Origin of the sequence: Bradyrhizobium sp. Tv2a-2 (assembly GCF_000472425.1) — a bacterium.
In the GTDB taxonomy this organism is placed as follows: domain Bacteria; phylum Pseudomonadota; class Alphaproteobacteria; order Rhizobiales; family Xanthobacteraceae; genus Bradyrhizobium.
In genome coordinates this window covers 151,788-177,242 of record NZ_AXAI01000002.1, presented here as the reverse complement: position 1 = coordinate 177,242, position 25,455 = coordinate 151,788, and the positions used below count along the sequence as shown (strand labels likewise).

Annotated in this window: 20 protein-coding genes; 14 read left to right on the top strand and 6 right to left on the bottom strand. The window is 60.2% G+C overall.

The window, feature by feature from the left end:
* Positions 1-492: 492 nt before the first annotated feature.
* The 7 genes from A3AI_RS0104345 to A3AI_RS0104315 all read left to right on the top strand — a co-directional run bounded on the left by A3AI_RS0104345 (position 493) and on the right by A3AI_RS0104315 (position 5,291).
* On the top strand, positions 493-987 hold the full coding sequence (locus A3AI_RS0104345; RefSeq protein WP_245286828.1) for a Na+/H+ antiporter subunit E: 495 nt from the start codon (positions 493-495) through the stop codon (positions 985-987).
* Positions 980-1,270: an MrpF/PhaF family protein gene (locus A3AI_RS0104340; RefSeq protein ID WP_024514392.1), complete on the top strand. Its 291-nt coding sequence runs from the start codon at positions 980-982 to the stop codon at positions 1,268-1,270. The genes A3AI_RS0104345 and A3AI_RS0104340 overlap by 8 nt, the downstream gene beginning before the upstream one ends.
* On the top strand, positions 1,267-1,560 hold the full coding sequence (locus tag A3AI_RS0104335; RefSeq protein WP_024514391.1) for a cation:proton antiporter: 294 nt from the start codon (positions 1,267-1,269) through the stop codon (positions 1,558-1,560). The genes A3AI_RS0104340 and A3AI_RS0104335 overlap by 4 nt, the downstream gene beginning before the upstream one ends.
* Complete coding sequence (gene mbhE, locus A3AI_RS0104330) at positions 1,557-2,498, top strand: hydrogen gas-evolving membrane-bound hydrogenase subunit E (protein ID WP_024514390.1); 942 nt, start codon at positions 1,557-1,559, stop codon at positions 2,496-2,498. The genes A3AI_RS0104335 and mbhE overlap by 4 nt, the downstream gene beginning before the upstream one ends.
* A complete protein-coding gene (locus tag A3AI_RS0104325; protein WP_024514389.1) occupies positions 2,498-2,839 on the top strand; it encodes an NADH-quinone oxidoreductase subunit K in 342 nt (113 codons plus the stop codon). Before mbhE ends, A3AI_RS0104325 begins: the two co-directional genes overlap by 1 nt.
* Positions 2,839-4,620 carry a complex I subunit 5 family protein gene (locus A3AI_RS0104320; RefSeq protein ID WP_024514388.1) on the top strand — a complete coding sequence of 594 codons (1,782 nt, stop codon included), beginning with the start codon at positions 2,839-2,841 and terminating at the stop codon, positions 4,618-4,620. Before A3AI_RS0104325 ends, A3AI_RS0104320 begins: the two co-directional genes overlap by 1 nt.
* Positions 4,621-4,787: 167 nt before the next feature.
* On the top strand, positions 4,788-5,291 hold the full coding sequence (locus A3AI_RS0104315) for a DUF1269 domain-containing protein (RefSeq protein ID WP_024514387.1): 504 nt from the start codon (positions 4,788-4,790) through the stop codon (positions 5,289-5,291).
* Positions 5,292-5,427: 136 nt separating this feature from the next.
* Here the strand turns inward: A3AI_RS0104315 and A3AI_RS0104310 are convergent, their stop codons facing one another.
* Complete coding sequence (locus A3AI_RS0104310) at positions 5,428-6,138, bottom strand: Bax inhibitor-1/YccA family protein (RefSeq protein ID WP_024514386.1); 711 nt, start codon at positions 6,136-6,138, stop codon at positions 5,428-5,430.
* A 509-nt stretch (positions 6,139-6,647) separates the two neighbouring features.
* Between A3AI_RS0104310 and A3AI_RS46000 the strand changes: the two genes are divergently transcribed.
* From A3AI_RS46000 to A3AI_RS0104285, 6 genes are all read left to right on the top strand, one after another.
* Complete coding sequence (locus A3AI_RS46000) at positions 6,648-6,887, top strand: hypothetical protein (RefSeq protein ID WP_084800829.1); 240 nt, start codon at positions 6,648-6,650, stop codon at positions 6,885-6,887.
* Positions 6,888-6,937: 50 nt separating this feature from the next.
* On the top strand, positions 6,938-8,059 hold the full coding sequence (locus A3AI_RS0104305) for an AI-2E family transporter (RefSeq protein WP_024514385.1): 1,122 nt from the start codon (positions 6,938-6,940) through the stop codon (positions 8,057-8,059).
* Between the two features lie 7 nt (positions 8,060-8,066).
* Positions 8,067-8,651, top strand: a complete 585-nt coding sequence (locus A3AI_RS0104300) for a hypothetical protein (RefSeq protein WP_024514384.1) — start codon at positions 8,067-8,069, stop codon at positions 8,649-8,651.
* A gap of 16 nt (positions 8,652-8,667) precedes the next feature.
* The gene (locus A3AI_RS0104295) at positions 8,668-9,153 is read left to right on the top strand and encodes a DUF992 domain-containing protein (protein WP_024514383.1); all 486 of its coding nucleotides are present in this window, start codon (positions 8,668-8,670) and stop codon (positions 9,151-9,153) included.
* 274 nt (positions 9,154-9,427) lie between these two features.
* Positions 9,428-10,675 carry an efflux RND transporter periplasmic adaptor subunit gene (locus tag A3AI_RS0104290; RefSeq protein WP_024514382.1) on the top strand — a complete coding sequence of 416 codons (1,248 nt, stop codon included), beginning with the start codon at positions 9,428-9,430 and terminating at the stop codon, positions 10,673-10,675.
* Positions 10,672-13,824 (top strand): efflux RND transporter permease subunit, encoded by a 3,153-nt coding sequence (locus tag A3AI_RS0104285; protein WP_024514381.1) that lies wholly within the window; start codon positions 10,672-10,674, stop codon positions 13,822-13,824. Before A3AI_RS0104290 ends, A3AI_RS0104285 begins: the two co-directional genes overlap by 4 nt.
* A 692-nt stretch (positions 13,825-14,516) precedes the next feature.
* On the opposite strand, the gene A3AI_RS0104280 is transcribed toward A3AI_RS0104285, so the two are convergent.
* The 5 genes from A3AI_RS0104280 to A3AI_RS0104255 all read right to left on the bottom strand — a co-directional run bounded on the left by A3AI_RS0104280 (position 14,517) and on the right by A3AI_RS0104255 (position 23,420).
* Positions 14,517-15,146 carry a response regulator gene (locus A3AI_RS0104280; protein WP_024514380.1) on the bottom strand — a complete coding sequence of 210 codons (630 nt, stop codon included), beginning with the start codon at positions 15,144-15,146 and terminating at the stop codon, positions 14,517-14,519.
* A 57-nt stretch (positions 15,147-15,203) separates the two neighbouring features.
* A complete protein-coding gene (locus tag A3AI_RS0104275; protein WP_198030058.1) occupies positions 15,204-15,893 on the bottom strand; it encodes a sensor histidine kinase in 690 nt (229 codons plus the stop codon).
* Positions 15,894-16,414: 521 nt separating this feature from the next.
* Complete coding sequence (locus A3AI_RS0104270; RefSeq protein WP_024514378.1) at positions 16,415-18,976, bottom strand: hybrid sensor histidine kinase/response regulator; 2,562 nt, start codon at positions 18,974-18,976, stop codon at positions 16,415-16,417.
* Positions 18,977-19,241: 265 nt separating this feature from the next.
* Positions 19,242-19,421, bottom strand: coding sequence for a hypothetical protein (locus A3AI_RS49215; RefSeq protein ID WP_024514377.1), 180 nt, complete (start codon positions 19,419-19,421; stop codon positions 19,242-19,244).
* A 618-nt stretch (positions 19,422-20,039) separates the two neighbouring features.
* Positions 20,040-23,420 (bottom strand): adenylate/guanylate cyclase domain-containing protein, encoded by a 3,381-nt coding sequence (locus A3AI_RS0104255; protein WP_024514375.1) that lies wholly within the window; start codon positions 23,418-23,420, stop codon positions 20,040-20,042.
* Between the two features lie 227 nt (positions 23,421-23,647).
* Between A3AI_RS0104255 and A3AI_RS0104250 the strand changes: the two genes are divergently transcribed.
* Positions 23,648-25,435: an adenylate/guanylate cyclase domain-containing protein gene (locus tag A3AI_RS0104250; RefSeq protein ID WP_024514374.1), complete on the top strand. Its 1,788-nt coding sequence runs from the start codon at positions 23,648-23,650 to the stop codon at positions 25,433-25,435.
* The last annotated feature ends 20 nt before the right edge of the window (positions 25,436-25,455 follow it).

Here is a 25,455-nt window from a genome sequence, read left to right as displayed (position 1 = left end):
ATGCGATTGCGGTTATCAAGAGGTGGGTAATTCCCGATGCATGCTCAGGCAATCACCCGATATCTCCCGCGCTGACGGGAGCGCATGGTGCGATCATCCGGTCAATTCATTGTACGAGGCAATGCCACCGCGTAGCTGACGCTTCATGATCGGCGTCACCAATCCGAGAACCTGCGCACGAAGAGAAGGTAATCGGCTTGATCGCCGCCCAAGTGGCAGATCGCTTGAGCGGCAGATGTCTCGGCCGGTGCCGCGAACGCGGCCGAACCTGAGTCCGACAGTGTCCGAGCCGTCTTGGATGGTAATGTATCGCAACGCGAAGCGGCGCGCCGACTTGAAGACTGATTCCCGGCTGCAGAGGCCGACTGCGGCGCCGCCACCGGAATCGGTCTTCATCAAATGCGCAAGACCGGTTCTTCGAGGCACCGCAAAGCCTGGCGGCACACTCCAATTCGATCGAAGAATTTCAGGATGAGTTCAGGAAGACGAAACGTGACCGCAGGCATCATGGCCGGAAGATGGTGGCTAAGCGCTGCTTCGCGAGCGGCATGGTTCAGTTGCCTCTGGCTCGTGCTAGCTGGCGCTGACATCGGAGATATTCCTGCCGCAACGGCAGCTGTCGTCGCGGCGACGTGGACGAGCTTGCGTCTGCTGGAGCCGAGCACCTCGCGGCGCTCGCTTCGTGCCATCCTCCAACTGGTATTCTTCTTCCTGGTGCACTCCATCGTCGCCGGAGCGGACGTTGCGAGGCGCGCACTCGACCCCCGGCTACCGCTGCGCCCGGGATTCGTGGCCTACCCAACCCGTCTTCCACGAGGGCTGCGCCGCAACGTGTTCACGACGCTCACCAGCCTGCTGCCGGGCACGGTTCCAACCGGAGAGCGGGACGGGCAGCTTTTCTATCACTGCCTCGACATCGAACAGCCGGTACTGGCTGAGCTCGCTGCCGAGGAAGCGGCATTGGTACGAGCGCTCTACAATGAATGATTTCCTGACAGCCGCTGTAGGCTTCGTCCTGGCGATGCTGGCGCTGGGGCTGGTATCGATTCTGCGTGGTCCGGGAGACACCGACCGTATGATGGCGGCACAGTTGATCGGGACCGGAGGTATTGCCGTGCTGCTCTTGCTCGGCACTGTGGCCCGCGTACCCGCGGCAGTCGATGTCGCCCTGACCTTGGCACTTCTCGCCACGTTCGCCTCCATCGCCTTCGTCAAGAAGGGGCTTTCCAGCCTCGAGGCCAATGGCACCGAACCAACGGGGGAAGAATGAGCCTCGTACGCGACATCATGACGATTGCAGCGGTCTCGGCAGGCGCGTTCTTTTTCCTGGCAGGCACCGTCGGCCTGCTTCGCTTTCCCGACACGCTGACCCGACTGCACGCGCTTACTAAAGCGGACAATCTCGGCTTGGGTCTGATCGTGGTCGGGTTGCTCCCGCAGGCAGGCAGCCTGCGCGACGGGTTGAAGTTGGTCAGCATCTGGCTGCTCGTAATGCTTGCGGGCGCGACTGTCTCGCAGCTGATCGCGCGCAATGCACGACAAGACGAGACAGCAAAATGAGCGTCGCGACCGCCTTCGAGATCGTGCTCGCCGCGGTAGTGCTGGGCCTCGGCATATGGACAACGGCAGTGCGCGAGACCTATTCGGCGACGGTTGGTTTCGTTGCTTATGGACTGCTGGTGGCACTGGTCTGGGTGCGCCTCGACGCTGTCGACGTTGCGCTGACGGAGGCCGCGATCGGCGGAGGGTTGGGCGGCGTATTGCTGTTGGGAGCCGCGGCACGATTACGGAACACCGAGCTGGTGTTGACGGAAGCGCCGGGCAAGGCGACGCAAGTGGCCGCGGCGGTATTGGCTGCGCTGACCGGCGCGGCGCTGGCCGGCGCAGTCCTGCTGCTGCCCGATCCAGCACCGACCCTTGCCCCGACAGTTGTTGAGCATGCGTGGGCCACAGGTATGACCAACCCCGTCACCAACGTGCTCATGGCGTTCCGCGCGATGGACACCATGCTTGAGAAAGTCGTGCTCTTGCTCGCCATCGTCGGCGTTTGGTCGCTTGCAACGGATGGTGCCTGGGGCGGCCATCCGGGACCGCGCCATCGGGCCGATCCACATGGCGTTCTGGTTTTTCTGGCGCGCTTGCTGCCACCCGTCGGTATCGTCGTCGGGATCTATATCCTCTGGACCGGCGCCAACCACCCCGGCGGGGCCTTTCAGGGCGGCGCGATTCTCGCATCCATGTGGCTGCTTACCATCATGGCCGGGTTGACCGACACGCCACCCGTAAGCAGTCGAAGGTGGCGACTGGTTCTCGTCGCGGGACCCGGCCTATTTCTTGTCGTCGGCCTCGCGGGACTCTGGCTTGGTGCCGCATTCCTTGCTTATCCGCCGGCGCAGGCCAAGCCGCTGATACTCGGCATTGAAGTCGCGATGATCTTGACGATCGCGGTAACCCTCGGCCTGCTGATCGCCGGCGCACCGGAACGGAGCGTGAAGTGATGAGCGCTGTGACGGTCTTCGGAATTTGTGCCGCTACCATGGTTGGACTGGGCCTTTACGGCCTGATCACGAATCCGCAACCGCTCCGGAAGATCATCGCCTTCAATTTGATGGGCAGCGGTGTATTCCTCCTGTTCGGTATCATCGGGCGACGCGGTGCGGCAGCGGGCATGGGCAATGACCCTGTGCCGCAGGCCTTGGTGATTACCGGCGTCGTGGTCGCGTTTTCCGCAACGGCTCTGGCGATCGCGCTCCTGCTGCGGCTATCGCAGACGACCGGCTCCACAACACTGAAGACTGGCGTGCAGCCGAGCGCCGCCTCCGATCCGCCCGGTGGCTGATGCTGTCCCCTGCCCCGGCGCTGGACGCGATGACATCCTCACCAGGGGGATCCCTGCTGGTGCTCTCGATCGTCGTCCCGGTCGCAGGCGTTTTGGTGGCATTCGTTCTGGGCGACCGATACGTCAGACTCGTCGCATACGTGGCTATCCTGCTTGGATCGGCCATTACCCTGGCTATTCTCGTCGCACTGCCGCAGAGCAAGGGCCCCATCGTCTACCTGCTGGGCACCTGGTCGCCACCGTTGGGAATAGCGCTGCGCGCGGACGGATTGTCGGCGGTGATGCTCGCGGCGACTGCAGCCGTGATCTGCGCGGTCGCCGCTTTTGCCGCCGCTGATTTTCCCCCCACCGCGACCAAAACCCGCGCGTCATTTGCGTTCTGGATCTTGCTACTGGCGATCTGGGGGGCGCTCAATACGATCTTCCTGGGTGGAGATCTCTTTACCCTTTATGTCGCCCTCGAGTTGCTGACGTTTGCCGCAGTGCCGTTGGTCTCGCTTGAGGGCCGTGCGGACACGCTGTGGGCCGCGATGCAATATCTGCTCTTTGCATTGCTCGGCTCCGTGCTCTATCTGCTGGGCACGGCGCTGCTCTATGGCCTGCATGGCACACTCGACATCGTGCTGTTGTCGCATCGCGTCAGCGCACAGCCTGCCGCGCTGGCTGCAGCTGCCTTGATGACAGCGGGTCTTCTCGCCAAGACGGCACTTTTCCCGCTGCACCTTTGGCTTCCGCCCGCTCACGCGGGGGCACCGTCGGCGGCCAGCGCGATCCTATCCGGCCTGGTCGTGAAGGGATCCTTCTTCATAGTCGTCCGGCTCTGGTTCAACGTCATGCCTGGCCTGCCCGGTTTCGCTGCCACGCAATTGCTCGCCGTGCTTGGCGCGGCGGCGATCGTGCTCGGCAGCGTTGTAGCCCTGCGCCAGCAACGGTTGAAACTCCTGATCGCATATTCGACGCTCGCCCAGATCGGGTATCTGTTCCTGATGTTTCCGCTTGCGTTCGGTAGCTCCGGAAAGCTTGAGAGTGGAGGCGCATTGGCGGGCGGCCTGTTGCAAGCCGTCTCCCACGCCACCGCAAAGGCTGCGATGTTCATGGCGGCCGGGTCGATCTATGCAACGCTTGGTCAGGATCGCATCTCGGGGTTGGGCGGCGTCGGGCGGATACTGCCCATCAGCGTACTCGCTTTCGCGCTAAGCGGTCTTGCACTGATGGGCCTGCCGCCGGGCGGTGCGTACCTCGCCAAGGAGCTGCTGCTTCAGGCGGCAGCCGAGCAAGGACAATGGTGGTGGGCTGTGGTGCTTCACGCAGGCGGAATTTTCACGGGAGCCTATGTTGTGCTGGTGCTGGCACATGCGATGGTGCCTGCAGGCAGGCAAACTACCTCGGGCAGCGCCGCACCGCGGATTCAAGAGGTCGCAGCCCTTGCGCTGGCGCTGTGCTCGCTATTGCTCGGCTTTCTGCCGTGGGAGGCCTATCTGCCGATTCCGCTCGGCGGCGGTTCGGACAAGCTTGGCTTTGCGGCACTTTCCAAAGCGCTCCTCCCGCTCCTGGGAGGCGCAATGGTTGCGATCTTGCTGGGCCGCTGGGAGCTTCCGCCCGAACATCTATCGCGCTGGAAGGCATTTCTGGAGGCGATCGACCCGGTCCGTCGCGCAGCCCTTGCCCCGAGCGATCTCATCGGAAGATGCGATGACGTTCTTCGTCAATGGCCCACGGCATGCATCTGCCTCCTATCGCTGGCGGCGTTGTTCGCAGCATCTATGCTCGCAAGCCCGTGATATGTAACCTGAAAAAAGCACAGAGATCGCCGCGCGGGAACATTCATCCGAGCGCCCGAGGGTTTTCTCTGATGCCGCGACCGCGGCTTGCCGGATAGCCTCAACCACAACGCGCCAGCGCCCTTCGGTCCCGGTCGATGGCAGCATCGTGGAGCAGGAGGCCTTTCATGTCTGATCTCATAGCGATCGTGTATCCGTCTGAAGCCAAGGCGGAAGAGGTGCGCCAACGTCTTCTCGGCCTGCAGAAGGAATATTTGATAACGCTAAGTGATGCCGTAATCGCCGTCAAAACCGATTCAGGCGACATCAAGCTGAATCAGCTTGTCAATACGACCGCGATGGGCGCGGTCTCGGGAAGCTTCTGGGGGCTCCTGATTGGCGTGTTATTCCTCAACCCGATCGTGGGTGTCGCGCTGGGCGCCGCCTCGGGTGCGCTTGGCGGTGCGCTCACCGATTTTGGCATCGACGATTCCTTCATGAAGGGCTTGGCAACGAGCATCCAGCCCGGCAACGCCGCCTTGTTCATCCTGGTCAAGAACATGACCGCAGACAAGGTGCTCAGGGAAATTCAGGACGCCGGCGGCACCGTGCTGAAAACATCCCTCGATGACGAAAAAGAAAAAGTCCTGCGCGATGCGCTCGCGAAGGCAGCGGCGAAGCCCGCAGCCTAGACCGGACATTCGGCTGATACGTCGGGTCCCTAAAGCGCGATCAGGTTAGGTTGAATCGCTTCGCGCTTTAGCTCCTCGCGTTATCAAAGCTCCGCCTCGCCCTCCCGAGAGAACCGAACCAGAATCTAAATCCGGGTTAGCGCCGCCCCCCAGCGAGGCGCAGCAGCATCATGAACAGGTTGATGAAGTTGAGGTAGAGCGATAAGGCGGCGATCACCGACTTGCGACCCGCGGAGAGTTCATCATCCGTGCTGTTGTACATCGCCTTGATCCGCTGCGTGTCGTAAGCGGTCAGGCCGGCAAAGACGCCGACACCCACGACCGAAATCAGCCAATCGAGCCCCGTCGACCTCAGGAAGAGATTGACCAGGCTTGCGATGATGATGCCGATCAGCCCCATGAACAGGAAGGTACCCAATCCGGAAAGGTCGCGCCTGGTGGTGTAGCCAAAAAGACTGAGCGCGCCGAACGTCGCGGCCGTAATGACGAACACGCGCGTAATGGAGGAATTGGTGTAGATGTGGAACAGGATCGAAAGCGACACACCCACCAAGGCAGCATAAAGGAAGAACAGCCCCCGCGCGGTTGTCACCGAAAGGGTGTTGATGCGAGCGCTGATGAAGAACACCAGTGCCAGAGGCGCCAGGATGAATACCCACATCAGTGGATTCTGCAGCAGTGCCGGACCGGTGACCTGGTAAGTCAGCCAAGCGACGAGCGCCGTCAGAGCGACGCCGGCGGCCATATGGTTATAGATGCGCAACATGTAGCTGCGCAGACCGGCGTCGATTGCGAGCGCCGTGTTGCCGGCCCCGGAGGCCGCCAGATTTTGATCATAGTTTGACATCGCGTATCTCCCCTCGCGTGAGCAGCGGGGCCACGCTACGCCTCACGCCCTGCTCAGGGCATCGGATGATTACCCTAGTCCGGAACGACGATTACCCTATTCCGCGGTACTCTCATGCTGACACCGGCGGCCCAGCCGGACGCGAACTTGCCAACCGGGGCGCCCGCAATTCTCCACGCGTAGCACATCGCGGTGGAGCTCGCAGAAGCCGGTGAATTGTTTTCCGCGGGGCTTCGTGCTCGCAGCGGGCTCCGGGTCGGCAACCGACGTCCAGACGTGACCAAGGCGCAGCCGCTCCCTTCACGACGAGGTCCCGCTGCGAATTCGCATGAGGTTTCCCGCCCCTGCTCTCTACGGAGAATCACTGATTTTGGTTCTGGAAGGCTGCCTCTAACGTCATACCCTAAAGGGTTAGCCGGCATCCCGATTGGCGCATACACAGCCATTTTTGCGCTGGCGGGCGGCGCAATCGCGATCTGACACCGTTGCCACTTGTTGAGGAGTTCGGCATGAATATTTCAACGGTCTGCAGTGCCCTCATCCTTGGAGGACTCGCGGCAATGATCGCGCCAGGTCCAGCGTCTCTGGCCCAGTCGAACGACAAGGGCGCGTTGACGACAAAGGATAGCGGCGCCCCCGCGGCGGGCCGCACGACGCCCAATACGAACACCAACCCGACGAAACATCGCTACTGGCGTCATCGCGGCGGTAGACATCCCCATTATGGCAGCCGCCGCGTTGGTACCTAGCGTCAAGTCTCGGCGCGGATTATCCTAGCCCTTTTCGAGGTGGCCGGCCGATGAACGACACCGGAACGGGGCAGGAGCGGTTTCGCAGGGTTGTGATCCACGACGAACCCACTGGACTGATCCCAGCTGATGACGACCGGCGCGGTCTTCTTGCGGCAGGCTTTAAGTTGCTCGTTGCCTGCGTCGTTCTCTTCCTGGTGTGGCAGACCGCCTCCAGCCTCCTGATTGTCTTCGCAGGTGTCCTGTTCGCAGCCTTTCTGGACGCCGCTGCGAGGGCATTGGCGCCTGTCCTCCCGCTCAACCGTACCCTGAGGCTGACGCTCGTGCTTCTGCTGCTTGCCGGCTTGACGGGACTTGGCATCATCTGGGGCGCGGCCAAGCTACCGGAACAAACACGGCTGCTTTTGAGTGTGATGGACAGTCAGCTTGACGTCCTTCAGCAGCATCTTCTGACATACGGCGTCGACCTGCTTGGGCCGGAATGGGGCCGCGACTTGGCGCAATGGCTGTTTTCCGACCAGGGCCGCTTTCTCCGCCATGCCCAACTCGTCCTTGGCGGTGCGTCGACTGTCCTGACCGGAGCGCTCGTGATCGTCTTTCTCGGGATCCTCTTTGCGTTTGCTCCAGCCAGCCACCGCGACAGCCTGGTGATACTGGCCAGGCCATCATATCGCCCTCGGATGCGAGCGGTGATGGACGAGATGGGCAGCGTTCTGCGGTTTTGGTTCGTCGGACAGCTCATCCGCATTGTTCTGATGACGCTGTGCGTGTGGGCTGCGCTTTATCTCATCGGACTTCCCGGTCCCTTCGTGCTGGGACTTCAGGCAGGCCTGTCGAATTTCATTCCCTATCTTGGGCCCATCGTTGCGGCAATCCCGATTGCGCTTGTGGCAATGCCGCTTGGCGCTTCACTGCTGATCTGGGCGGTCATCGTCTACACGGTCATTCAATCGATCGAAGGCTATGTGATCGGTCCGCTGATTCAGCGCCAGGCGGTCGACACGCCGCCCGCCTGGACGTTGGTTGCGATCGTGCTTTTGGGCGCACTGTTCGGCGTTCTGGGCATCGCGCTCGCCATGCCGCTGGTAGCAGTCGGCCGGGTCGCAGTCATCAGATTCTACGTCGAGGATTACCTTGGCGACATGCGCAAGCAAAACGACAATCGAAAATGAGCGATTCATGAGCGAAACCGAGGTCGAGCGAAACGACGATGGTACGGGATCCTCGCAGACTCGTTCCGTCGTGGTTCGTTTTCTGTGGCAGCAACTTCCCTATATTGTTGCGCTGGTGCTCGCCATTGCTGGCGTCGCTTACACCAACGCCTCGCATCAACCTCTCGTCCGCTACTGGGAGTTTCTGGCGCTTGCCATCGGCGTCGTCTGTGTCATCAACAAGTGGCCAGAATTGGATAGCAAGGAGGCCCGGTGGCGACTGATCTGGACTCAGGCGCTGCACTGGGTTGCCGTCCTGATCACGATGAACATCATGCTGTTGTCGGGCGTTCAGCAACTGCTCCCGACCCCCGCAACCAGCCTGATCCTCCTGATATTGCTCGCGCTCGGCACATTCCTCGCAGGCGTCAGTCTCCTTTCGCTGCAGATCGCGTTCCTCGGCCTTGCGATGGGACTGGCGGTTCCTGCGATCTCCTGGCTGCAGCAATCCGTCATTTTCTTCCTGCTTGGCGCCGCATTGCTGATCGGCCTTGGCATCACGTTCTGGCTCAGTCGAGACCATCGTCCGAGAGCGACCTCCGCAGACGAATAGCCAAACGGAGCTTCGAATGCGAAACAACCTGCTTCTCGCAGCCATCGGCGCGACCACCTTGATCTGTGCCATTGCGCCGCCCGCGCATGCCGAGAGGTTCAGGGTCGGGAGGCTGCTTTGTTCCAGCACGTCACGCATTGGACTGGTGGTTGGATCGGCGCAATCGCTTCGCTGTGTATTCTACGGGAGCAATCCGCCTCGGCAGTATGTCTATGTCGGACGGATCAGGCGGGTCGGTCTCGACGTCGGCGCGACCAGCGGGGGCGTGTTGTCCTGGGCGGTTTTCGCCAGGAATTCTCGCATCGGCCCCGGCACCTTGCGGGGAAGCTATGTGGGCGCGAGCGGCAATGTTGCATTGGGCCCTGGCTTCGGCGTCAACGTCCTGATCGGTGGCTCGCGCCGGACGATCGTGCTGCAACCAGTGTCCGTCGAGCGAGCGATTGGATTAAACGTCGCTGCGGGAGTAACCAACCTGACGCTGGACTCTCGCCGAAGCAGGTGACTCATCCGTGATGCGACCACCTCGCCATGCGCCGGAGAATGTTCCTCTCTGCCGCTCAGGGTTTCCTCGGATGGAGGAACTGCGGGTTCCAACTATCATCTTGCGCGTGTTGGTCGATACGATCGACTGAGTTCGGGAACACGGCATAACCGTCCGTGACAGCAGATCCGGCAGAGTGCCTTGGTTACGCGTGGCAGGAACATGCGGTAGTGACCGAGGCTATGGTGATGCACTGATCCCGCGGTTTGCTCTGGGGATGGAGCAAGGAGCGGACATGTCCTTTGCTGGAGTCTCGATCAGACTGCTGGCAGCGATTGTCGTTGCGGTTGTCACCAGCGAAGCCGGCCGGACGCAGCCGGCTTCAGACGCGCCACCACCTGCGGTCGGCGTCATCGAAGCGGCCACCCGACCGATAACGGAGAGTAGCGAGTTCCTCGGGCGGATCGAAGCGGTGAACCGAGTCAACGTTGTCGCGCGCGTTACCGGGTTTCTCGAAGCGAGGATGTTCACGGAAGGCGCCGAAGTCAAGAAGGGCGATCAGCTCTATCTCTTGGAGCGCGCGCCATTCGAAGCCGATCTCGCGGCCAAGCAAGCGCAGGTCGCGCAACTGCAGGCCACCCTCGACAATGCCAAACTGACAACCGATCGCGCTCGTACCTTGCTGGGCGGTCCGGCCGGACAACAATCGACCTATGACGCGGCGCTTGCGAGCCAGCTCAGCCTGGAAGCTCAAGTGCAAGCTGCAAAGGCACAGGTTCAATCCTCCCAGATCAATCTCGACTATACGATGATCAGCGCCGCGATCGATGGCAAGATCGGCCGCACGGCAGTGACCCAAGGCAACGTCGTCAGCCCAAATTCCGGAGTGCTGACCACGATTGTCAGCCAGGATCCCATGTATGTCACATTTCCGGTGCCGCTGCGTGAGGGCCTCCAACTGCGCGAACGCTATGGACCACGGGGCGGACTGGAAGCGGTGGTGATCAGGCTGCGACTGCCCGACGGTCGCATGTACGGTAAGACGGGGAAGCTGAATTTCGTCGACAATACGATTGCGCAAAACACCGATACGATCACTGTCCGTGGTGAGATTGCAAATCCGATTCTGAGAGCCCCTTCGGCGGCGGGCGTTACCGTTCACGAGCTGACCGATGGCGAGTTCGTCACTGTCGTGCTGGAAGGTGGCGAGCCGATTGAGGTCCTCGCGATCCCGCGCTCCGCAGTGCTCTCCGATCAGCGGGGCGACTACGTTTTCACGGTCGGCACGGACAACAAGGCCGAGCAGCGCCGCATCCAGCTCGGGCAGTCGACCTCCACTGTCGCATCCGTGATCAGTGGACTCGTTCCCGGCGACAAGGTGATCGCCGAGGGACTGCAGCGTGTTCGCGCGGGCCAGACCGTCGCGCCGGGGCCGGCAAGCCAGCTGATCCAGTCGAACATGAAGTCTGGCGCGGACGAGGCGGCGCCACAGACTGACCATGGTGCTTCTGGTCGAGCACACCCGCCGGACAACAAGCCATGATATCCGCCGTCTTTATCGATCGTCCGCGGCTTGCGATGGTGATCGCCCTCATCATCACGATCGCGGGCGCGCTGGCACTGACACAGATTCCGGTGGCTCAGTTCCCGGACATCGTGCCGCCGCAAGTCACTGTTGCCGGCAGGTTTCCTGGCGCTTCCGCGGAAGTCGTGGAGACCAGCGTCGCCCAACCCTTGGAAGCACAGGTAATCGGGGTCGACCGCGCGCTATACATGAAATCGACCAGCGCCAATGATGGCAGCTACACGCTGACGGTTTCATTCGCGCTCGGCACCAATCCCGATATCAACACCGTCAATGTCAACAATCGCGTGCAGAGTGCGCTCTCGCAACTGCCGACGGAAGTGCAGCAACAGGGGCTGACGGTGCAGAAGCGTTCGTCGGCCATCCTGCAGTTTCTCGTCCTCTACAGCGCCAACAATCAGCAGGACCCGATCTTCATCACCAACTATGCCATCATCAACGTGCTTGATGCGATCGCCAGCACCCCGGGAGTCGGTCAGGCCAATCTTTTGGCCAAGATGAACTACTCGATGCGGATCTGGTTCGACTCGCAAAGGCTCACCAGCCTCAATCTCACGCCGTCGGATGTCATCGCGGCGATCCGGACGCAAAGCGTCCAGGCGCCGGTCGGCCGCATCGGCGCGCGGCCGATCAGCGACGAGCAGCAGTTCCAGTTCAACGTCCAGACCTTGGGCAGGCTGGCGACTGTCGATCAATTCGCCAATATCGTGTTGCGCGCCAATCCCGACGGTTCCTCCCTGCTCGTCAAGGACGTGGCACGCGTCGAGATGGGTGCGCAAAATCTTGACAGCGAGGCACGGATCGACGGACGCGCTGCCGTGCCGATCGCGATCTACCTGGCGCCCGGCGCCAATGCCGTGACCACCGCGCAGGCTGTGCACGATGTGATGGAACGGCTGTCGAAGCGGTTTCCCGAGGGCCTCGGCTACCTTGTGCAGTATGACTCGACAACTTTCGTGCGCGACACCATCACGGAAGTCTTGCGCACGTTGGGCGAAGCCTTCGTGCTGGTCGCAATCGTCGTCTACCTGTTCCTCGGCAGTCTCCGCGCCACCGTGATTCCTGCAGTTGCAGTGCCGGTGAGCCTGATCGGCACTTTCGCCGTACTGCTGACGCTCGGCTATTCGGCCAACACGGTATCTCTGCTCGCGATGGTGCTCGCCATCGGCATCGTCGTGGACGATGCCATTGTGGTGGTGGAGAATGTCGAACGCGTGATGGAGGAAGAGCCCGACCTTTCGCCCATCGAAGCCAGCAAGAAGGCCATGACGCAGATTACGGCACCGATTATCGCGATCACACTGGTCTTGCTGTCCGTATTCGTGCCAATCGCCTTCATTCCGGGAATTTCCGGTGTGCTTTTTCGCCAGTTCGCGGTAACGATCAGCGCGGCGATGCTGATTTCGGCCCTGAACGCGCTGACGCTTTCGCCCGCCCTCTGCGCTCTCTTCCTGCGTCACGCTGGGCCGCGCCGCGGCGTCATGGGACGCGTGCTCGGCGGCATTGACTGGGTACGCGACCGCTACAGCGGAGGGGTTCGCCGGCTCGTGCGCATGGCAGCGTTATCGCTCCTGCTCGTCGCCCTTTTCGCCGGCGGCATCTTCGGTATGTCGCTGATCACGCCGACGGGGTTCCTTCCCGAGGAGGACCAAGGCGCTTTCTTCACCTCCGTGCAGCTACCGGACGGCGCGTCCGTGGCCCGCACCGGTGAAGTGACGCGGCAAATTGAGGATATCCTGAAACAAATTCCGGCCGTCGATCACGTCCTTTCCGTGATCGGCTTTTCATTGCTCGACGGCGCATCCGAACCGAACAGTGCGTTGGTGGTCACACGCCTGAAGCCGTTCGCCGACCGCAAAGCCGCTGCGGATTCGGCCCAGGCGCTGATCCGACGCGTCTCCGAGGCTGGCTCGCAAATCCAGCAGGCCAACGTGCTGCCATTCAACCTGCCGCCGATCATCGGCCTCTCCACCTCGGGCGGGTTCGAATACCAGCTCCAGGCGCTGGAGGGGCAGAGCCCTGCAGCCATGTCGAGCGTCACCGGCGCGCTGATCAGCGCTGCCAACGCCGATCCGAGGCTTGCGCGCGTCTTCTCAACGTTCACTGCGACCAATCCGTCCATCTATCTCGACATCGATCGCCGCAAGGCTCAGGCGCTCGGGGTCAATGTCAGCGATATCTTCACCGCGCTCCAGGCGACGCTCGGCGGTATCTATGTCAACAACTTCAATCTTTACGGGCGCACCTGGCAGGTCAACGTGCAGGGCGAGGAGTTTGACCGTGCCGATATCTCCGATATCTGGCGGATCTACTTGCGCAACAGCGCCGACCAGATGGTGCCGATAAGGTCGCTCGCCGGCATCAAGATCGTAACCGGACCTCAGGTGATTACCCGCTACAACAATTATCGTTCGGTGACCGTGAACGGCAGTCCCGCGCCGGGTGTATCGTCCGGCACCGCGCTTGCGGCAATGACGGAGATTTCCGACAGCGTGCTGCCTGCCGGCTACAGCTTTGCCTGGACAGGCACCGCCTACCAGGAACAACAAGCTTCCGGCCAAACCGGCATCGTGCTCATGCTTGCGGTCCTGTTCGCCTATCTGTTCCTGGTAGCACTCTACGAGAGTGCGGTGATCCCAATACCAGTGCTGCTGTCCATCGTCGTCGGCGTACTCGGCTCATACGTGGGCATCAAGCTTTCCGGGCTTGCCCTTGATCTCTACGGCGAGATCGGTCTCGTGGTGCTGATAGCGCTCGCCGCCAAGAATGGCATCCTGATCGTCGAGTTCGCAAAGGAGCAACGCGAGGCTGGCATGGCGCTCGCCGACGCGGCAATCTTCGGCGCGCATATGCGGTTCCGTGCGGTCATGATGACCTCGGTTGCCTTCATTCTCGGCCTCCTGCCGCTCGTAATCGCAACCGGCGCCGCCGAACAGAGCCGCAGAGCGGTCGGGACCGCGGTGTTTGCCGGAATGCTCGCCGCAAGTTCGATCGGAATCTTCATGGTGCCGATGCTCTATGTGACGTTCCAGCGTCTGCGCGAGCGGACGAAGGCAAAACACGGTTCACCGGTTGGGAACCGACGTATCGACCAAAGCGCTCAATAGGAAAGTCGACCGCCGACGGGCATTCAGGGCGCCGGGAGTATCCCCATCGTGCTACTCAGGGTTTCGTCGGATGTTGGCGTTGCGGGCACACGGCTACCATCCACGCTAGCCAATGGAAGTGCCGCCAAGCTCAGCTTGGGGGCGATCTGATCTCGAATGGTGCGGCGTGGCCACTTTACGCCCTTCAGTCCGTGCGGAAGGCTGCTTGACAAGAAGACTGCGCAACGAGAAAGGCACACGATCATGAACACTCCTACCCGCCGCACTTTCCTCGGTCTTGCGCAGAATGCCATTGCCGCCGCAGCAGTCGGCGCCATCGGCGTTCGGTTCATTGAGGCTGCGCAGGCGATGCCGGTCGCCCCCCTTCCCGGAAAGGCCGGAACGCCACCGAACCTGGTGACCGAAGTGCAGTGGGGCCCTGGTCCCGGTTGGGGACCGGGATGGGGATCTCCTCCTCCTCCACCGCGGCGGCGGCGCCGGCGCCGCTGGGTATGCTGGTGGCACCGCGGACGACGTCGCTGCGGATGGCGATGGGTCTAGGGCATGATCCGGAAAAGTATGTAGCGGTCTTCCGAAAAGATCTTGCGATCAAAAGACCAAAGCGCCCTCCTGGAGGAAGTCGCTTGGATGAAATTCCGCTCCGGTTTAATCCCTATGCCTATCGGGTAGGATAGAGCTTCGCTACCGGCCGCTCATGGTTCGACCAATTTGGCCCTGACCGCGTAGCGCACAAGTCCGGCGATCGAGTTTACGCCTAGTTTCCCCATGGCTGACGCCCGATGGGTTTCCGTGGTTTTCACACTTGAGTTCAGGATGGCACTGATGCTCTTGTTGCTATAGCCCTCAGCTACGAGCTTAACGACGAGCCGCTCCCGCGGAGAGAGCCTCGCGTGTCCTTCACTTACTTCCTCCAGCTCCCGGCGCGGTTGAACACAATATCGTCCGCCCACAAATGGCCTGCGTGCCAAGAGGGCCTCGACGGCTGCCAACAGCAACCTGTTCGCATCGGACTTCGCCAGAAATGCGCGGGCGCCAGCTTGAAACGCCTCATGCGCAAGCACTTCGGATTCATGCGCGGAAAAAATCAGCACCTCCGTCTCCTTGAGATGCTTTTTAATCCCTCTCGTTACCTCCACTCCTGTCATACGAGGCATGAAGAAGTCGATGATCGCAACATCGGGCCGCTCTTCAAGAGCCGCCTCAAACGCCGTCCTTCCATCCGCCGCCTCGGCAACAATATTCCAGCCTGGACGCTGCTCGAGCACGGCCCGTATCCCACATCGTACTGCATCATGATCGTCAGCTATAAGGATCCGCTTCATGGGATGAACCTCCCTGATCCGCTGCGGGGAAAAGCCAAACGAGCCGCGAGGGCGCCGTTAACAGCCTTTCTTCTGTGGACACCGGCGGCCGTTCCGCTCGACCACAAAAGCATGCGGAAAGATCGCGCGCAGAGTGGTTCCTCGACGCACCGCTGTCGGGGCGGACAAGATCTCCAGCCGCCCATGCATCTCTTCCAGTCTGGCTTGCATGATGCGAAGCCCCGTCCCCAGCGCTGGCGACCGGAATTGGCACACACGACTGCGGGTCGTCATGCCTTGCCCGTCGTCTCGAATTTCGAGCTGGAATTCTCTCTCCCTCGCCTCAATCGTTATGTCGATTGTCGTTGCCCTCGCATGACGATAGACGTTCGTCAGCCCCTCTTGGATAATTCTCATCAACGATTGCTGCTTCTCCGGTGGCAAATTGTCCACCGCCGGAGATATCGAGGCCGCGACCATCAGGGATGTTCGAACTGCGAAACCTTCCGCGTATCGCTCGATTGTCGTTTTGAGCCCACCCTCAAACAGCCTCTGCGGGTGGAGCAAATAGGTGAGCGAACGCAATTCCTTCAGGGCGAGATTGATTGAAATGTCGACTTGCTCGCAGTGCTCCTCAGCCTTCACTGGATCTCTCAGCGCGTTTCTCACCTGCATCACGCCAAGGCTCGCTGCGATCAGATGCTGGCATGTTGAATCATGAAGTTCGGACGCTATTCGTCGATAAAGCTCTTCTCGCAGCGTTTCCAACTCCGAATCCAACTTGCAAGTTCGTCTCACACCTCCAGAGACATTTCGAAGATTGCGACTGACGACCGAATTCTGAAGGGTCATGACGCACTCGCTTTTCTCCAGCGACTAATGACGCGCTGGTTCTGACGCAAATTCAGGCAATTTCTCATAAGTTGAGCCGATCATCTGGCTACACCCTCAGTATAAACCACTACGTAGAAATCCTATAGGCAAAGAATCTCGGCGCTGTGTGGGAGCGTACCAAACTTGGATCGATATCCTTCGCTCAATCTGCTCCATGAGAGATTTTAGGGAAAGCGGCTGACGCCGCGTCGCGGGCATCGCGGTTCGGGCGGGATCACGTTGACCAAAGACGATAGGACAGCACTACTTACCGGTCCGGCAGACCAACCTCGATTCACCACCGGGACTTTCGACTTCGAATTCAAAAATACCACAATGCCCCGAAACTCGCGGTTTCGCCGTCGAAAGACCGCCAGGTCCTTTGCCGGAACGGCCGGCCGTGTCCAACAAGACAGTCACTTTCCTCGCATCAAGAGCTGTAGACATCGCGCCAACTCTGCCCGGCGGAAGGGTTTGCCGATGACCGGAAACTCGTTCGCTGCACCATACCGTGTCAATACGTCTTCTGCGTTACCCGAAGTGAGTAGAATCTTGATGCCGTTGCACTGCCGTTTGGCCTCGCGAGCGAGTTCAAGGCCGGTAATGCCCTGCGGCATCACAACGTCGCTGAACAGGAGATCAAACTGCTTGCCGCTTCTAAGTAACTGGATAGCATCGGCCCCATTGCGCGCGGAGGCCACTTGATAGCCAAGCGCCTCTAACATAACCGACGTGACGCTCAAAACATCCTCGTTATCGTCAACCACGAGGACCCGACCTGCCCCCCTTGGCGCGTCCTTCGGGCGCACCGCCGCAATCTCCGGAAAAGGCGCTTCAGCTGACCTAGGCAAGTAAAGACTAATTTTCGTCCCTACTCCAAGTTTGCTCTCGATGGTGACGGCACCACCGGACTGCCTGGCAAATCCGTAAACCATGCTGAGGCCGAGCCCGGTGCCCTTGCCGACCTCCTTTGTGGTGAAGAACGGCTCGAACACTCGATCTACGATTTCGGGTGCCATGCCGCGTCCTATGTCCTTGACGGAAAGCCGGACGTATGATCCGGGTGCAGCACCCGCGATGGCATTTTCGTCCAAGACCACGTTTTGCGCCTCAATCTCCAGCTCGCCTCCATCCGGCATAGCGTCGCGCCCATTCAGAACAAGATTGAGAAGTGCGGACTCCAACTGGGCTTGATCGACATGGCATGGCCAAAGTTGATCATCGGAGATAAACTCGATCGCGTATCCTTCTCCGAGTGCGCGATGGATGAGCCCCTGAAAGTCACGAAAGAGAGCGTTCGCATAGACTTGCCTTGGGTTCAACTTTTGCCGGCGAGAAAAAGCGAGGAGTTGTGCGATCAGGCTCATGCCCCGGTCCGTGGCTTTCGACGCCGCTACCACGAGTGCCCGGATCTGGTCGTTCTCGGCCATGTGGTCTTCGATTAGCTCGAGATTCGCGGAGATTACCAAAAGCAAGTTGTTAAAGTCGTGGGCAACTCCCCCCGTCAGCTGACCGATGGCCTCCATCTTTTGGCTTTGATGAAGTTGTTCCTCGATCAGGCGACGAGCCTCCACAGCGTTTCTATGGTCCGTGATATCGCGAAGGAAGAGTACGAGGCCCTCGTCGGAAGGAAACGGTTTGACCTCATACCAGGCATTCTGGCTGGCACAGAACCTTTCGAAAGAGTCGCAGTTCTGCGACGAAGTCGTCGCACCGAGCCAAGTCGAGATGTCGGTGTCGACCAGCTCGGGAAAGGCGTCGCATACCGCCATCCCGACGATGTCGCGCCCTCCACAAAACCGCTCCTTGGTCCGTTCGTTTAGATAAGTGACGTACCAATTGGGATCGACGACGAGGACGCAGTCCGTCGTGCTCTCAAATATCCTCGTGATCCTGACACTCGATTGCTCAGCTTTCTCCTTGGCTTCGCATAGTTCGCGCTCCCGCTCCGCCAGCGCATCGGCCATGGAATTTAGCGCTTCGGCGACCGTGGCTATTTCGGAGTGTTCATCCACGATCTGGGCGCGGCGTGAATAGTCGCCGAGTCGCCATTGGTTGGCGGCCTCCACCAACTGCCCCAACGGGCGATGGATAAAGCGACGTGCACCCAACCACGTCAGCATCAGCACAAGCGATGCCCCCAACAGAATTAGGGATACCCCATGCCATACCCTCTTTTGGATATCGCCGAACGCTTGCGCCTTGTCGAAGCCGGCCGTGACGAAAATCCCTCCCTGATCCTCCGACAGACGAGAATAGCCCACAATGCGATCGACCCCATCAAGGTCGCGCGCTGCCGTCGTTCCTGGATAGCCCGCAAGCAGATATTGGTCGCTTGGCATCGTCCGGCCCACAAAGCGATCATTATCGGGGTAGCGAGCGAGATAGATTCCATCGCGATCCGCAATAGCGACTGCAGCGCCAGCTGGAACGCTCATTTGTTCGATGAACTTGGCGAGCCAATCCAGACTGATTGCTGTCATCACGGCGCCCGCCATATGGCCGTCCTCAGCATAAAACGGCAGCGCGAATGGAATGATCTTACGGCCGGTCAATACGCCGGTCGATAAAGTGCCGACGGCGAATTTTCCGGTTCTCGTGGCGGTCATGAAATCCACTCGGCCCGCAACGCTCACGCTTTTGCCGGACGTGGAGCAAAACGATTGGCCATCCATGTCGACAGCGATAAAGGCGAGAAAGAACGGATATCTCCGTTTGGTTGCCACCAGATATGCGCTGCAAGCCCGCGGGTCCATCGCCTTGATCGCGGGCAATTCCGAGAGCGCTATAAGAACCTGGTGAACGCCGTCGATGATCCGCTGTTGTTCAGCAGCGGCGCGCTGAGCCAAGCTGAGCGCCTGCCTGTGTACCTCGATTTGGCGCGAACGACGAAGGTCAAATTCATTGTGGGACTGAATAGCGATTGCCGGCAAAAGAGCGACCGCGACCAGCACGAAAAGGCGCGACAACAAAGTCACCGATGGCCTTTCAGGTTGGAACTCTAGCCGAGGCGAGCTGCTATACTCATGTCCTTCGACGCGCGTTTTACGTCCGCTGAGCGCCGCTCACCACATACTGTGCAGCTGAAGAGCTCATGTCATTTTTCAGCGGCTCTCTATCATCTCTTCTTCAACCTTTCTGCATTTAAACTCGAACGGACTTGCACTGTCTTCGTTTCGAGGCGATTTCGGTATCGAGAATCCGGGTTACAACGGCAACACGTATCCCTCTCCTGGCCCTGTTTCAAAGCGACAGCGAGAGTGTACCGATGCGACGTGGCGGCGCCGCCGTTAAGGCGACGCGACGCGCCCGCCCTGCTGACCATTCGGCGCCTCTTGCGCAGCGCGTCATTTGGAGCTCGATATCGAGCGAGAGCTTCTTGCCAAGAACGCCGCCCGCGGCGTCGAAGTGGGTTACCGCCATTTCAGCCGTTCTTCAGTTGGCTTCCAAATGCGGATTTGCCACCAAGCGGTTCCGCAGCGCAAACACACTAGCGGAAATACTATTGTAATATCCTTTGTCCGTGCCGACATCGTGCCGTAACCAGTCCGAGAGATATCGTTTGAAAACATCGGGACTGGAAGACGCCAAAGATGCTCGCTGCTGTCTCCTACTATTCCTTCACGATCTTCAATACGCTTCGACTCGTCTCGTATTTGCCGCAAATATACACGATCGCACGCGACGCTAATGGTGCGACCGCGATTTCATATTCCACTTGGATTCTCTGGCTGGCCGCAAATGCATCGACAGCCGTCTACTCCGGCTACAATTTGGATGACCCGACCATGGCATGGGTCAACGGGATCAATGCAGTCTGTTGCGCAATCGTGATCATGCTGACCGCGTTCAAGCGGCGTCAGCTTCACTCACAAATCACGAATTGCCGAGGGACAGCAGGTGAAGCGACGCTCCGATCTCACAAGACATGTTCGTCCAGATCGAAGAACCTAACGAAGTTTGACACGTCTTGAGCTTTCTCGCCATTCGCGTGCTCGGCTGCACTGCAGGTCAAAGCGATCGAAATCGTTCGCAACGCCCTCACTGGGTCAGTTCGTCGCGCAAGGCCTTGGCCTGCTTCAAATCCAACGTGTCAAAGCCCTCGGTGAACCAACCGTAGACCGAAGCGAGAAGTTCCCGGGCCTCGTTTTGCTTCCCTTGATCGCGCCATAGCCGAGCCATGCTCGTAGCCGCGCGCAGCTCAAAGGATTTCGTCTGCCGTGCACGTGCGATGGCGAGCGACCGTTCGGAGTAGGCTTCGGCTTTTGCTGCATCCCGCTCCGGCGACATCAGGGCGATTTCGCCGGCGATACGATGGATATCGGCTTCATACCATCTTTCCTTTGTTGTTTGCGCCGCCATCATCGCTTCATTAATGCGTCGCCGAGCATCATTGGCATGGCCGAGTTGGGCATGAGCCTGCGCCAGGCATGATAAATAGAACGGCGTAAACAACTGTGCCCCCATCGAACGATAGCTCGCGAGCGCGGACGCAATCAAGTCGACTGCGTCGGACGCGTTGCCGGTCAAGGCCAATACAGTCCCTTGATTGATCATTCCGGCCGTCTTCCAAAACAATGAGCCGCTTTTGTCAGCCAGTGCGACGACTTCATCGGCGCGCGCGCTCGCCGTCGAGTAGTCCCCGCACAGAGCAACCGTCAACGATGCATAGAACAACGCGTACATCAACGTGGCCGCTTGACCGATCTCGCGCGCATCCCTGACCAAATGCGTGATGTCCGTGAGCGCGGCCGTGGGATAACCCAGCCCCCACAGGGCCAACGATCGATAGGAGAGGATCGCCACGCTGTTGTCTTGGCCGAATCGCGTCGCCAGCAGACGGTGCTTGCTGGGCTCGTATAGTGCGATCGACCGATCGAGATGGGCTCGGCCTTGCGCGAAGTCGCCGGTAACCAGCAGGGAAATCCCCGCGACACGATGCCCGATCATGAGTGGCTCAGTCGCGCCCCGTTTTTCGGCGAGTGTGAGGAACTGAGCCGCAAGCTCGCGCACGAGGTCGCCATTGAACGCGGTGTAACTCGCAACCCAGAAGCCATAGAGAACCGAAAACAGCAGCAGCGGGTCTTCGGGCGCTTCTCCAAGGGCTTCCGCTCGCTCGATCAACAGACGTGCCTGGTCGAGCGATGCTTTGGTATCGGACGAAGCATAGCCTTTGGTATGCATGAGAGCGTTCGCAAGCCCAACCTGTAGCTTGATTTGGTGGCGGCGCAGAGCGGTCGTGCCCGGCAAGGCGGCAATCTGGGCAAGCGCGCTGGCGAGTTGCTCCGTGGCCTCTGCCAGCGCTGAGCGCGCGAGTGACCGAAGTCCCGCTTTTCCCCAAAGCTCCGCAGCTTTTTCGGTCAACCCGGCCTCCGTGCAATGACGCGCCAGCAATTCCGGTTGGCTCTCCGCAACCTCGGGGAACCGCATTTCAAGGACTGCGGCAATGCGAGCGTGAAGCTTGCGGCGCGGTTCGCGCAGCAGCGTGCCATAGGCGGCGTTCTGCACCAGGGCGTGCTTGAACACGTACGTCACATGCGGCGACATGCCCTGCCGAAATAGCAATCCGGCCGCGATAAGGCGATCGAGCGCTGATCCTAGTTCCGCGTCCGACTTGCGCACGACGGCTGCCAGCAGCGTGTGCGAGAAGGCGCGTCCGACTACGGCGCCGATCTGCGCCACCTCCTTGGCGGGACCTAGCCGGTCGAGGCGTGCCATCAGCGAGGCGTGCAGGCTTGCAGGGACCGCCTGGGTTGGAGACGGAACTGCAGCTGCAATCCGGCGCGCCTCGCGCTCCCCCTCCGCCTCCAATACGGCCTTTGTCATTTCCTCTATAAACAACGGGACGCCATCGGTGCGCTCGACGATATCCCGCCTGATGCTCGCCGGAATTAACTTGTCGCCGACGACCCCGTCGATCATGGCATTTACGTCGGGCTGTGTGAGTCGATTGATCGTGAGAGCCGTTACGCGAGGCTGTCCGATCCATGGCGGGTCAAATTCCGGCCGGAACGTCACGATCAGCAGCAGCGGAAAGTTTACGATCCGGTCCACCGCCCGACCGATTGCTTCAAGGCTCGTTGGATCGATCCAATGCGCGTCCTCGAAAATCATCAGCACTGGATTTTGGCGAGTCAGTGCCTCCAATTGTGAGACGAGCGCTTCCAACGTTTTCTGCCTGCGCTGCTGCGGGGTGAACTTGAGCGCGGAATAACGTCCATCATTCGGGAGCGAGAGCATCTCCGCAAAGAGCGCGGTATCCTGGGTCGAGGTCAAAGTCCGCACGAGCAAGTTGTCGAGTTTGTCGAGCTTGGCTTTCGCGGTATCGTCATGCGTCAGTCCAGCCGCACGCTCCATCTGGCCAATAATGGGAAAGAGCGCGCTGTCTGTATGCTGCGGTGTGCAGAAGTAGCGCAGGCGCGTATGCGGCTCGGAGGCCAGTTCTTCCATGACTGCTGCGGTAAGCCGTGATTTGCCTATTCCCGGTTCTCCAGAAAGCAAAACCACCTGGCCCTGGCCGGTCTTGGCCATCGACCAGCGCCGTAGCAGTACGTCCTGCTCCTCTTGGCGTCCTATGAGTTCTGTCAGTCGTCTGCCCGCGTGTAACGCCTCGAACCGGCCCTCGGCCGAAGAAGATCGCAGTGCCGCCCAGGCTCTGATGTTGCCCGGGATACCTTTGAGGTCCTGCGGTCCAAGATCCTTCAGTTCAAACAGGTTGCCCAGGAGCCTCCGGGTGCTCTCGGCAATAACGACGGCGTTCGGCTCAGCGACGCCCTGCAGGCGCGCGGCAAGATTAGGTGTTTCGCCGACGATGCCGCGCTCCTGTGCCTCTCCTGATCCAATCAGATCGCCGACAACCACCATTCCGGTCGCGATGCCGACGCGCGTCTGCAGCGGAACGGACAATTTGAGTGCGCCCACTGCGGCAATCGCTTCCAGCGCTGCGCGAACGGCTCGCTCGGCATCGTCCTCGTGCGCTTGTGGATAGCCGAAATAATTGAGCACACCGTCGCCCATGTACTTCGCGACGAACCCCTCGAACCGGCGCACAGCACCGGCAACGCATGTTTGATAGGCCGAAATGATCTCGCGCAGGTCCTCTGGGTCCATGCGTGCAGAGAGCGACGTCGAACCGACCAGATCTGAGAACATCACGGTGACCTGACGGCGCTCGGCGGTGTCCTTGCCCGCTTTGTCGGTTGCTGGAGGCGCCTCGGATAGTGGTGGAGGTGCGCTTACCCCTGCCCGCAAGGCGGCAATGGCGTCGAGCAGTTTGCGGCGATGCCCGACAGATGCGACGCCAAGCTCCTTCAAGTCCTCCGCCGTCAAACTCGGCAGGACCTCGCCGTCGATCTCATTTTCACGGAATGCCGCCTCATATTGTTCGAGGCCAAGCCTCCGCAGCCAACTTCCGACGTCCATGGCGGCGCCCCGTTAGCCCAGTGCTACATGATCCCCCAGGTGAGACAGCCTGTCTAGAGTAGCGCTTGCTGGATGATCGGTCTGGATCATTCGCGCCGATCTCGCCTCAAGCAGGCCTGTCTCCGCCAACCGCCGTTTGAACAAGGGCTGGGGCCAATAACCGACACCAGTCGGATGGGCATCCTCTCTGATCCGTCGTACAATGGCTCCAAGGTTGGATTGCGGACATGGTGCACGAGCGGCCAGTGCGGGTCGGGCGCAGGTTGGCGGCGATATTGGCCGCCGACGTAGCTGGCTATTCGCGGCTAATGCATAGGGACGAAGAGGCGACGCACGCCAGGCTGACCGCGCTCCTGACCGAAGCCGTCCAACCGGCCATCGCCGAGCACGCCGGCAGGATCGTGAAGAACACCGGAGACGGGCTATTGGCGGAGTTTCCCAGCGCGGTCGACGCTGTTCGGGCCGCGATGAAATTTCAGGCCCATATTGATGAACTTACAATCGATGACGCGGAAGGCGATCGTATTGCCCTCCGCGTCGGCATCAATATCGGCGACGTAATTGTCGAGCCGCATGACATTTTTGGGGACAGCGTGAATATTGCCGCGCGGCTTGAGAGCATCGCAGAGCCAGGCGGCATCTACATCTCGTCTTCCGTCTGCGATTACGTCCGGGGAAAGGTCGGAGCTACGTTCGCTGATCTAGGCGAGCAGAATCTCAAAAACATCGCCCTTCCGGTCAGAGTTTATGCGGTGGCCAGGGATGGCTCGGCAACACGAGCTGAGCCCGTGAGATCAGAGCAGCTTTCACCGCCTCGCCTTTCCATCGTCGTGCTGCCTTTCGCCAACCTTAGCGGCGATCCGCAGCAAGACTACTTTGTTGACGGCGTGACCGAGAGCCTAACTACGGATTTGTCACGGATCAGCGGTTCGTTCGTCATCGGCCGACACACCGCGTTCACCTACAAAGGTAAAGCGGTTGATCTCAAGCAAATTGGCCGAGAGTTGAACGTTCGGTACGCGCTGGAAGGTTCGGTGCAGTGTGGCAGCGATCGACTTCGCGTAAACGTTCAGCTCGTGGAGGCGGAAACCGGCGCGCACCTATGGTCCGACCGTTTCGACAAACCTGTCGCCGATCTGTTCGACATGCAGGATGAAATCGTCGCTCGCCTCGCTAACGCACTGAATACCCAACTCGTTGAGGCTGAGGCGCGACGAGCGGGGCGCTCGCTCGATCCCGACGCAGCGGACCTGAATTTTCAAGGCAATGCCTGCTTGAACAAGGGGACGACCCCCGAGCGCCTGACCCAGGCGCGTAGTTTTTTCGAGCGCGCCCTGGCCATCGATCCCCGAAGTGTCGGAGCGCTGGTCGGCCTCGCTAGCGTCGACCTGGCAGTGGGGGCCGCCCTGCTAACTGACGACCGGAGCGTGCGCTTCTCGGCGGCTGAAACGAACGCGATCAACGCGCTTTCGTTGGCTCCGGATGATGCCCCGGCCCACTTTATCCTGGGTTGTGTCTACATTTTCACCAGCCGCGCTGTGCAAGGGATTGCTGAATGCGAACAGGCATTGGTGCTCAATCCCAATCTAGCCGACGCTCATGCCGCCCGTGGTTTGGCAAAATTTTTAATTGGTCGCGCTGACGAGACGGAAAGTCATATACTTGAGGCTCTCCGCCTCTCTCCTCGCGATACCTTTGCCTACTGGTGGATGCATCTTCTAGGGAGGGCCAAGATGCAACTCGGCGCGAATGCCGAAGCCGTCGATTGGCTACGACGAAGCATTGAGGCCAACCGCAATTTTCCTCTCACTCATATTCATTTGGCGGCTGCCTTGGGCTTGCTCGGTGCGTTGGATGAGGCGCGAGCCGCTGCAAAGGCCGGACTTGCGCTCGATCCAGGCTTTACCATCCGCCGCTTCCGCACCGCAGCTAAATCAAACGACAATCTGACGTACCTTGCCGGGGTGGAGCGGATCTGTCAGGGCATGCGTATTGCCGGGGTACCTGAGGGCTGATGTCTCTATTTGCCAGTACC